Source organism: Thermoanaerobacter sp. A7A, from assembly GCF_000445185.1.
Classification (GTDB): Bacteria; Bacillota; Thermoanaerobacteria; order Thermoanaerobacterales; family Thermoanaerobacteraceae; genus Thermoanaerobacter.
Window position 1 is genome coordinate 1 of sequence record NZ_AVAF01000034.1, and the last position, 9157, is coordinate 9157.

Consider the following 9157-nt stretch of genomic DNA (forward strand, 5'->3'; position numbering starts at 1 on the left):
CATTGTTGTTACTTCGGTTTCAAACATCGCAATTAGCTTTAGATTGCCTTTGCTAATCTTTTAGTCAAATAACCTCCATTTTGGAGATTTAAAAATTTTTTACATATACTAAATATGCATCATAATTTTTCTTTAGTTCCTCAATTGAATCACCGCCAAATTTTTTAAGGCATTCATCAGCAATCACCCAAGCACAAACTGCTTCTAAAACACAGGCAGCAGCTTCAACAGCAGTCACATCTGAACGCTCATAAGCAGCTTTTACTTCCTCTTTAGTATTTATGTCAATAGAAGTAAGGGGTTTTAAAAGAGTAGGAATTGGCTTCATAGCAGCTTTTATAACTATAGGACTTCCATTTGAAATTCCACCTTCAATTCCTCCTGCATTGTTGGTCTTCCTATAAAATCCTCTTTCTTCGTCATAATATATTTCATCGTGGACTAAAGAGCCAGGTTTTCTTGCTGCTTCAAAGCCCAAGCCTATTTCTACAGCCTTAATCGCCTGCACACTCATGACATGATAGGCTAAAAGCGCATCTAATTTTCTGTCCCATTGCACATGACTTCCTAATCCAACAGGCACACCCTCTATTACTATCTCTATTATACCTCCTAAGGTATCTCCTTTTGATTTAGCTTCATCAATTGTCCTTCTCCACTTTTCTTCTGCCTTTACACCACCTATTTCCAAAACCTTGCTTTTCACATATATATCTAACTCTTTGAGGAGTAATTTCGCTACACTTCCCACCGCCACTCTTGCAGCCGTCTCTCTCGCACTTGAACGTTCCAAAATATTTCTCAAATCTCTCTGATTGTACTTTATTGCTCCTGCAAGGTCCGCATGACCCGGTCTAGGCCTTGTCACTTCAGGCGTCTTTTTATTCTTCCAGTTTTCATAATCCTTATTTATAATCTCTAAAGTTAAAGGTGAGCCAATAGTTTTACCGTTTCTTATACCACTTAATACATGAACTTTATCTTCCTCAATTGCCATTCTTCCTCCTCTTCCATACCCCCCTTGCCTTCTTTTAAGTTCTTTATTTATAAACTCTTCATCTATCAAAAGATTTGAAGGAAGACCTTCAATAACAGCAATTAATGCTTCTCCATGGGATTCACCTGCAGTAATATACCTCATACTTTTCCTCCTTACTTTGTTTCAACTTTTTTAATCTCATCTTCATAATTAGCTACTAAAAAGTACAAAATACTCACTACTATTCGTGCAATACCTGTTAAAATCATAAAAGCTACATAACCCATTTGTGTATAAAGCCACATTCCAAACATAGGAGCAATAAAAGCGGAAATTTGAGTAATTAATGTAAACACGGCGATGTAGCTCATTTTTTCTGAAGTAGGAGGTAAAAGCTCTAATAGCCAATTTAAGAGCAACATGTTATAACCTCCTACAGCTATACCCCCTAAAAAATCAAAAACAGCGCCAACATAAAGATTTTTAGCTGTAGCCCACATGAGTGGAATAAATCCTAGAAGCAATGCACTTAATGCAACAGCAAATCCGTTTCCCCTTTTGTTGGACAGGTCAGCCCATTTATAAAAAGCTAAAATAGACCCAATAGAGGAAACAATAGTAAATATACTCATCCATGCATTGTTAGCATGCAAAAAATTTACCTTATATATGGTAAAGATGGGCCAAGCCATCATCCATGCAAAATAATATATAAAAGAAGTTACATTAAAATATATGAATTTCTTAGACTCAAACATGTTTCTAAAAGCTTCGTAAAAACTTCCGGGCTTGGCTTCATCCAAATCTCTTTTTACCACATGAAACCTTGAAAAATAATAAGATTCTATTAATCCGAAAATAAATGCAACAGTAAATATTACTTGATAATTAATAGGGAAAACTATTTCATCAAGCAACCATCCTGTTACCAAAACTGTAATTGTTGCCACAATTGTCGTCCAAAAATTTCTGTCAGCGAAAACTTTACTTCTATATTCTGGAGGAATCAATTCACTCATAAAAGACTGCCAGCACATACCAACTGCCATAGAAGGTAAATTCATTACTCCCACCAACACGACTACCACCCACGGTTGAATCTCTTTATTAAAAAACGGAGCAAGAGCAAGCAAAAAATAAAAAGTTCGTGCAATATACAGTACTGTATAAGCAAATTTATGAACATCCTTTAAGCTATTAATCAAATAAGTTACAGGAATTACTCCAATTACCACCATAAGGGCAGGAAGAGAGTTTAAAAGAGACACCTGAAAGTCATCGGCTCCCAATTTTATGGCATATATTCCAATAAAAGGGTTAACCATATTAAAGCCTATAGCCCATGCAAGGCCATTTATCATATTCATTTTTATGTTATATCTCAAATGCTTGTAAACTTCTAACTTCTTTTTCATACATCTCCCTCAAAATTAATATTTTAATTTTAGATTACCACGTTTTTTAAATTCTTTCAAATCAAAATGCCCCTTAAAAGGAGCATTTTGATTTTATAAAGCTTTTGTGGCAATTTCTTTAAGAATTTTTTCTATAAACTCATTTAAGGAAATGGCGCCTAGATCCCCTTCTTTTCTTGACCTTAAAGATACTGTCCCTTGTTCTACTTCTTTATCACCTACAATCAACATATAAGGAATCTTTTGAAGTTGTGCCTCTCGTATTTTGTATCCTATTTTTTCATTTCTGTCGTCTAATTCAGCTCTTATGTCATTTTCCAACAGACGCCCGTATACATTTTGGGCATAAGCATAGTGTTTATCAGATATAGGCAAAACTCTAACTTGTACTGGCGCCAGCCAAGTTGGAAAAGCCCCTGCAAAATGTTCAGTAAGAATTCCAATAAATCTTTCTATACTTCCGTAAATTACCCTGTGCAACATTATAGGTCTGTGTTTTTCTCCATCTGGGCCTATATACTCCAGTTCAAACCTTTCAGGCATCTGGAAATCTAATTGGATAGTTCCACATTGCCACGTACGACCTATGCTGTCTTTTAAATGAAAATCTATTTTGGGTCCGTAAAATGCACCATCCCCCTCATTAACTTTATATGGTAAATTCACGCGGTTTAAAGCAGAAATCAAAGCATTTGTAGCCAATTCCCAGTCTTCATCAGACCCCATAGAATTTTCAGGACGTGTAGACAATTCAACAAAATACTCAAAGCCAAAAATTTTATAGAAATAATCCACTAAATTTATAACCCCTAAAATTTCATCTTCCACCTGCTCAGGAGTCATAAACAAGTGAGCATCATCCTGAGTAAAACTTCTTACTCTCATAAGCCCATGCAAAACTCCTGAGAGTTCATGTCTATGCACTAAACCCAATTCACAAAGTCTCAAAGGCAAATCCCTGTAACTGTGCATTGTAGACTTGTAAACAAGCATTGCTCCAGGGCAATTCATAGGCTTTATTGCATAAGTCTCTCCATCTATTTCAGTGAAATACATATTCTCTTTATAGTGATCCCAATGCCCAGACCTTCGCCATAATTCTTCATTCAAAATTATAGGAGTTTTTATTTCCTGATAACCATGCTTTATATGTTCTTTTCGCCAAAAATCTTCTAAAATGTTTCTTATAATCATTCCCTTAGGATGGAAAAATGGAAAACCTGGTCCTTCAGGGTGGATACTAAACAAATCTAACTCTTTCCCTAATTTTCTATGGTCTCTCTTTTTAGCTTCCTCTAACATATGTAAATATTCATCTAACATGCTTTTTTTAGGAAAGCTTATTCCATATATTCTTTGAAGCATTTTATTTTTTTCGTCGCCTTTCCAGTAGGCGCCAGCAACTGACAACAATTTAACAGTCTTTACCATACCTGTTGACATAAGGTGAGGTCCTGCGCAAAGGTCAGTAAATTCTCCTTGCTTGTAAAAAGAAATTTCCTCCCCTTCTGGTATTTTTTCAATTAGCTCCGCTTTATAAGGTTCACCTTTTTCCTCCATTAATTTTATTGCTTCATCTTTTGGAAGGACAAACCTTTCCAACTTATAATCTTCTTTTATAATTTTATTCATTTCCTGCTCTATAGCTTCAAAGTCTTCTGTAGTAAAAGGCCTATCTGTGTCGAAGTCATAGTAAAAGCCATTGTCTATAGCCGGACCAATTGCCAATTTCACATCTTTAAAAAGCCTTTTTACAGCTTGTGCTAAAATATGGGAAGAAGTGTGCCAATAAATCTTTTTTCCTTCTTCATCATCAAAAGTCAAAATTTCTAATTTTCCGTCCTCCTCAATTTTTGTATTAAGTTCCACTACTTTGCCATTAAACTTTCCACCAACGGCTTCTTTTGCTAATCTTTCACTTATACTTTTAGCTATTTCATAAACTGTCATACCCTTTTCAAATTCTTTTTGTGTGCCATCCTTTAATATTATAATCATTCAATTACCTCCTTTGTAAAATTTTTTATTTAAATAAAAAACCTCTTACCCCGTAAAGAGGCAGAGGTTATCTGCGGTTCCACTCTTTTTTATACTCTGGTATTATATCGGAATAACCGTTCGGATTCATCATCCGCAGCTCCGGGGTGGTCTTCGATATTCAGAACATTTGAATGATCTCAGCCTATGTCATTCAATCTCTGTGATGTTCTTTAAATATCTACTTTCCCCCTCATTGCTTTAATATTTAATTTTTTAATCATTATATCTTCCTCTCGGACATTTGTCAATAATAACTTATAAAAATTGTATCACAATTGCTTGCAATACTCCTATTAGAAACCCTAAAACTCCCCCATAATCTCTATCATATAAAGTTCACTGTGAGCAATTTTTATCACCACCTCTTCCAATTTTTCTAATTTGAAGCTTTTTATTTTTTCCTCTACAATTTCTGATATTTTAAGTTTTTTTGAAATAATCTCCACCACTTCATTAGGAGGAAAATTCAAAAATACTTCTACTTCTCTATTTATAATATCACCAATGTAGTTTGATATCATCTCTTTTATAGCCTTAGGTAGAAAAGAAGGAAGCTTATTTTCTGTAACTTCTTTAACTTTTAAGTCCAAATTCGATAATAGAAACTTGCGATTTTCTTCTGTTAAAAGCCTATCCCATAAATCATTAAAAGATAACAATTCCCTTTCCACAATTTCACCTATTGATTTAGCAATTTCATATTTTCTTTTAGGGATAAGTCCTTGTAATGTAATACCGAAAATTTTTACAGGTTTCAAAGGCTTAAATAGCATTTTAACGGCGACAAAATTCGTAAGCCATCCAATAGCCGCTCCTACAAAAGCTAAAAATAGCATCCTTGTTAAAAATTGCATTCCACCACCTCTAAATTTTAAAAAATCACAAATATAATAATATCAGATTTTGACGAATTTTAAAACCCAGCTTTAAAAGCTGGGCTATTTTTCACATTTAATCTTTGAACACAATTCACAGCCATAGCAAATTTCTACTTTGTCATTAAAAACTTTTTTAACCGTTTCTAGAATTTCATTATCTCTCATATTGTTAATAGAATGAAAAAATATTTTTTTAGGAGCAATGGTTATAAGCGTGCTCATCAAAGCATCTTCATCACTTATAACACCATCTTTTAATTCAGCAACTATTTCATTAATAAAATCATTAGATATTGGTTTGTTATTTTCATCATAAAGTTTAAATTCGCCATTTTTATCGACAATGATATTCAATATTTCAATTTTTGAATCCTGTAATTCGACGAAGTATTTAAGTAAACCTATAAACTCGTTGTACTCTTTTTTCATTAAAAATTCATCAACAGCTTTGTCTGTTACTTCGCTAAGTTCACCAATAAAATCCCTCAGTCTAAAGTTCACAAACCCTTCTAAGTCTATATAATCACTCTCTTTTAAAAAATCTCTTACCAATACAAAAATTTGCTCTTTTTTTGCTAATTTAAATGTCTCTTTATTCACATCATCTTCTAAAATATTGTAAGCGATTTTTTCTATTTCCTCCTTTTCATCTTCTGAAAAATAATAGTAATATTTATTGATTAATTTTTTTATTATCCGTTTGTCAATTTGGTTAACAATTATATCTGAAATAGCTTCCGCTATATAATTTCTTATTCTCGCAACATTGCTAAAGCCTTGTTTATCCTCCACTTTTAAGCTATAATAGGTAACTGAGCCACACACATTAGAATTTATCGCAATCTTTATACCATTTTCAGCTAAATTTTTTAAGCCATGTTTTAAATTTTCTCCATCTAGTTTTAAATCCTTTGAAACACCTATGGAAAATAGTTGCAATTTTCTCACTCCCTTCGTTAATAGTATATGTGTCTTTTTATCATTTTTATCTGTTTTAAATCAGTGGAATGATGGAACCAATGTCTTTTATTTGTTTAAAAGTAAGATAAACAATTTCAATTCCTTTTTTATTTAAAAATTCAATAATTTTTTCATAATTTTTATGTGAATTGAATACACCAGTTACTGCTAATTTTTTCTCTCCTATAAGTCCCATTGCACCGCCAATAAATCCGTATTCAAAACCCTTTAAAAAAACACCTCCGGGTTCTATCAAAAGCGCTTCAAAACCATTATTAACTGCTACCTCAAATATTCCTTTGTCTGAAGTTATAAAACTATTATCATCTATGATTGCCATATTGCATTTTGTATAACCTTGCTTTACATTTAAAAACTTGACACCTTTTCTTTCTAAGGACTCTCTTAAAACAGGATCTGTGTACTTCAAATTGTGAAAAGCTGTGTTTCCCAATCTTGCTACATTATATGCGATATCATATGGATAGTTACGTTTCAAAAAAGTCTGTCCTATTTTTACTTTTAAACCTATTAATTTCAATTTGCGTATAAACTCTGGTGTCACATTGGGGGCTACTATAATTTCTCCCTCTCCTAACGGATGCAAAAGTATATCGGGATGGAAAGAAATAGCATCGTATAAATCTGCACATTTTTCTGTATATAAGACTTTTATTCCTAACTTAAACAAACTATCTCCAATTTCCTTCTCTCTTCCATCAATTACAACCCATTTAAAATTGCCATGGGGAACAAAAGGATTAAACATTTTTTCACCTCTTTTATACAAAGATAGGGCATACTGTTGTATGCCCTTCAGACTGTAGACAAACTTTCGTAAAGGAGATATTTTGCATAAGGAGCGACTTGTTACAAAGCGGTAACAAAACTTAACAAGACCGAGGGTGGAGGCAGGGCCGAAGCCATGGATGGCGAAGGCGGGCACCTTAAGGCATGGATGCCGATTGTGCCCGGTACCCTGCCGGAACCTGAAGGTCGAGTTTAGTTTTGTCGCTTTGGAACATCGGAGCAACGATGCAAAATATCTCCTTTGAATATTTTTTAACTTTGTCAACAAACTGTAGGGCATACTGTTGTATGCCCTTAACCTTTTCTTCTATCTTTTAAATAACAACTTCCATCCATTGTCTTTAATTTCTTTTTCAATTCAGCAGCTACTGCACTTATTTCCAAATCATTTTTAAAATCTCTAAATTCATTTGTGACAATAGCAATAGAAATTGATACCAGTGGAAACATCATCTTTTCGCCAGTCCTACCAATTGTCTCTATGTAACCCCGTTTTCTATCTTCATCGTCATATAAATACTTTATTTCCTCATCAAAGCGAGAAATTATATACTTACACATCTCTTCAGCTTTATCAGGAGTAGTAATTATCACAAAATCATCTCCACCTATGTGTCCCAAAAAATCTCTTTCATTTCCAATCAGATTTACAGCATCTGATAAAATTTTGGCTGTAAGTTTTATTACATTATCTCCTCTTAGAAAACCATAGTAATCATTATAAGACTTAAAATTGTCCAAATCAATATACAAAATGGCATAAGGCTTGTTTTCTTTAATTCGCCTTTTTATTTCTTCTTTAATGTCAATATTTCCTCTAAGACCAGTAAGAGGGTTGGCCATTCTGTTGTGTTCTATCCGCTGAAACAAATTATTGACTTTAAACAGAAGTTCTTTGTCATTAAAAGGTTTCACTAAATAATCATCTGCACCCAATTCCAACCCTTTAATTTTTTCTTCAAAATTGTCCTGTGAAGTCAAAAGTATTATAGGAAGCATCAAATTTTCTTCTTCTTTCCTCAAAATTCTTAAAAGGTCAAAGCCAGTCATGCCTGGCATAACTATATCTAATATTACCATATCAGGTAGTTTATTCTTGTATATTTGTAAAGCCTCTTCTCCATCTTTAGCCTCTAGCACCCCATACCCAGCATTTTCTAAAATATCTTTCAAAATTTTCCTTGTAAGTTTGTTATCATCGACAATAAGAATGTTTCTCCCCTTCACAATGCTTCCTCCACAAAAAAACATTTAACAACCCCATAATATTATATAAAAATTTTGGCAAAAAAACTACTACTTTAGCAAATTAAATTTAAATTAAAAATGAAAAAATTTTACATAAAATTTTATGCAGTTTCTTCAAAGAAAAGAGAGTAATATTTTGAAATTTTTTCTTCCAATGTGTCCATACTTATAAAACGAGCCTCTCTTATTGCCTCTTTTCCATCCACATAAACTATTACAGTAGGAACAGTAAAAACAGAAAACTTACCAGAAGCCAGCGGAATCTCATCAATAGGAATGTGAAAACTTTTTATTTTTGGATAGTTTACTAGCATTTCTTCAAGTTTAGGAAGTAATGATGTACATATTCCGCAATCTTGTGTAGAAAAATAAAGAAATACCATATCATTTTCCTTTATAATTTGTTCTATATTTTCTATGTCGTTAATTTTATCCATAATTTCCCTCCTATCCAAAAGACTACAAACGATTAGATTTTAAAATTAAAAAATATAAGCCCCTTCTAGGGCTTTTTCATAACCTGATTCACTAAAGTTTCATATTTTTATGGAGGCGACACCCGGATTCGAACCGGGGAATAAAGGTTTTGCAGACCTCTGCCTTACCACTTGGCTATGTCGCCATATTGGAGCGGACAACGAGACTCGAACTCGCGACCCTCACCTTGGCAAGGTGATGCTCTACCAACTGAGCTATGTCCGCATAATGGTGCCTCGAAGTGGAATCGAACCACTGACACAGGGATTTTCAGTCCCTTGCTCTACCAACTGAGCTATCGAGGCATAACTGGCGACCCAAAAGGGACTTGAACCCTCGACCTCCAGCGT

General features: G+C 33.7%; 7 protein-coding genes, 3 tRNA genes, 2 pseudogenes and 1 other annotated feature. Of the genes and pseudogenes, 1 reads left to right on the plus strand and 11 read right to left on the minus strand.

Annotated features, from left to right (window positions below):
* Positions 1-88: 88 nt before the first annotated feature.
* The 6 genes and pseudogenes from M663_RS0102335 to M663_RS0102360 form a co-directional block, all read right to left on the minus strand.
* Complete coding sequence (locus M663_RS0102335) at positions 89-1141, minus strand: chorismate synthase (RefSeq protein WP_012269167.1); 1053 nt, start codon at positions 1139-1141, stop codon at positions 89-91.
* Positions 1142-1152: 11 nt separating this feature from the next.
* Positions 1153-2394 carry an MFS transporter gene (locus M663_RS0102340; RefSeq protein WP_029687813.1) on the minus strand — a complete coding sequence of 414 codons (1242 nt, stop codon included), beginning with the start codon at positions 2392-2394 and terminating at the stop codon, positions 1153-1155.
* Positions 2395-2487: 93 nt separating this feature from the next.
* Positions 2488-4392, minus strand: coding sequence for a threonine--tRNA ligase (thrS, locus tag M663_RS0102345; RefSeq protein ID WP_029687814.1), 1905 nt, complete (start codon positions 4390-4392; stop codon positions 2488-2490).
* 53 nt (positions 4393-4445) lie between these two features.
* Positions 4446-4637: a binding site (T-box leader), on the minus strand.
* A 52-nt stretch (positions 4638-4689) separates the two neighbouring features.
* Positions 4690-5288: pseudogene (locus tag M663_RS14455) on the minus strand (DUF445 family protein).
* Between the two features lie 84 nt (positions 5289-5372).
* The gene (gene ytxC / locus M663_RS0102355; protein ID WP_029687816.1) at positions 5373-6251 is read right to left on the minus strand and encodes a putative sporulation protein YtxC; all 879 of its coding nucleotides are present in this window, start codon (positions 6249-6251) and stop codon (positions 5373-5375) included.
* A gap of 55 nt (positions 6252-6306) precedes the next feature.
* The gene (locus tag M663_RS0102360; protein ID WP_029687817.1) at positions 6307-7041 is read right to left on the minus strand and encodes a DUF6873 family GME fold protein; all 735 of its coding nucleotides are present in this window, start codon (positions 7039-7041) and stop codon (positions 6307-6309) included.
* A gap of 156 nt (positions 7042-7197) precedes the next feature.
* Between M663_RS0102360 and M663_RS15820 the strand changes: the two are divergent.
* Positions 7198-7400, plus strand: a pseudogene (locus M663_RS15820) (hypothetical protein).
* Here the strand turns inward: M663_RS15820 and M663_RS0102370 are convergent.
* From M663_RS0102370 to M663_RS0102390, 5 genes are all read right to left on the minus strand, one after another.
* Entirely contained in the window at positions 7377-8309 is a 933-nt protein-coding gene (locus M663_RS0102370; protein WP_009052584.1) for a response regulator, read from the minus strand. The pseudogene M663_RS15820 and the gene M663_RS0102370 sit on opposite strands and share 24 nt — an antisense overlap.
* A 122-nt stretch (positions 8310-8431) precedes the next feature.
* Complete coding sequence (locus M663_RS0102375; RefSeq protein WP_003870175.1) at positions 8432-8767, minus strand: thioredoxin family protein; 336 nt, start codon at positions 8765-8767, stop codon at positions 8432-8434.
* A gap of 110 nt (positions 8768-8877) precedes the next feature.
* Positions 8878-8952, minus strand: a tRNA-Cys gene (locus tag M663_RS0102380).
* Positions 8953-8956: 4 nt separating this feature from the next.
* A tRNA-Gly gene (locus tag M663_RS0102385) sits at positions 8957-9032 on the minus strand.
* Positions 9033-9036: 4 nt separating this feature from the next.
* A tRNA-Phe gene (locus tag M663_RS0102390) sits at positions 9037-9112 on the minus strand.
* Positions 9113-9157 lie beyond the last annotated feature (45 nt).

What these genes read in the sequence shown, in the direction of transcription:
- M663_RS0102335 (WP_012269167.1), bottom strand. Translation starts at nt 1,141, where the DNA reads ATGAGGTATATTACTGCAGGTGAATCCCATGGAGAAGCATTAATTGCT.
- M663_RS0102340 (WP_029687813.1), bottom strand. Translation starts at nt 2,394, where the DNA reads ATGAAAAAGAAGTTAGAAGTTTACAAGCATTTGAGATATAACATAAAA.
- thrS (WP_029687814.1), bottom strand. Translation starts at nt 4,392, where the DNA reads ATGATTATAATATTAAAGGATGGCACACAAAAAGAATTTGAAAAGGGT.
- M663_RS0102360 (WP_029687817.1), bottom strand. Translation starts at nt 7,041, where the DNA reads ATGTTTAATCCTTTTGTTCCCCATGGCAATTTTAAATGGGTTGTAATT.
- M663_RS0102375 (WP_003870175.1), bottom strand. Translation starts at nt 8,767, where the DNA reads ATGGATAAAATTAACGACATAGAAAATATAGAACAAATTATAAAGGAA.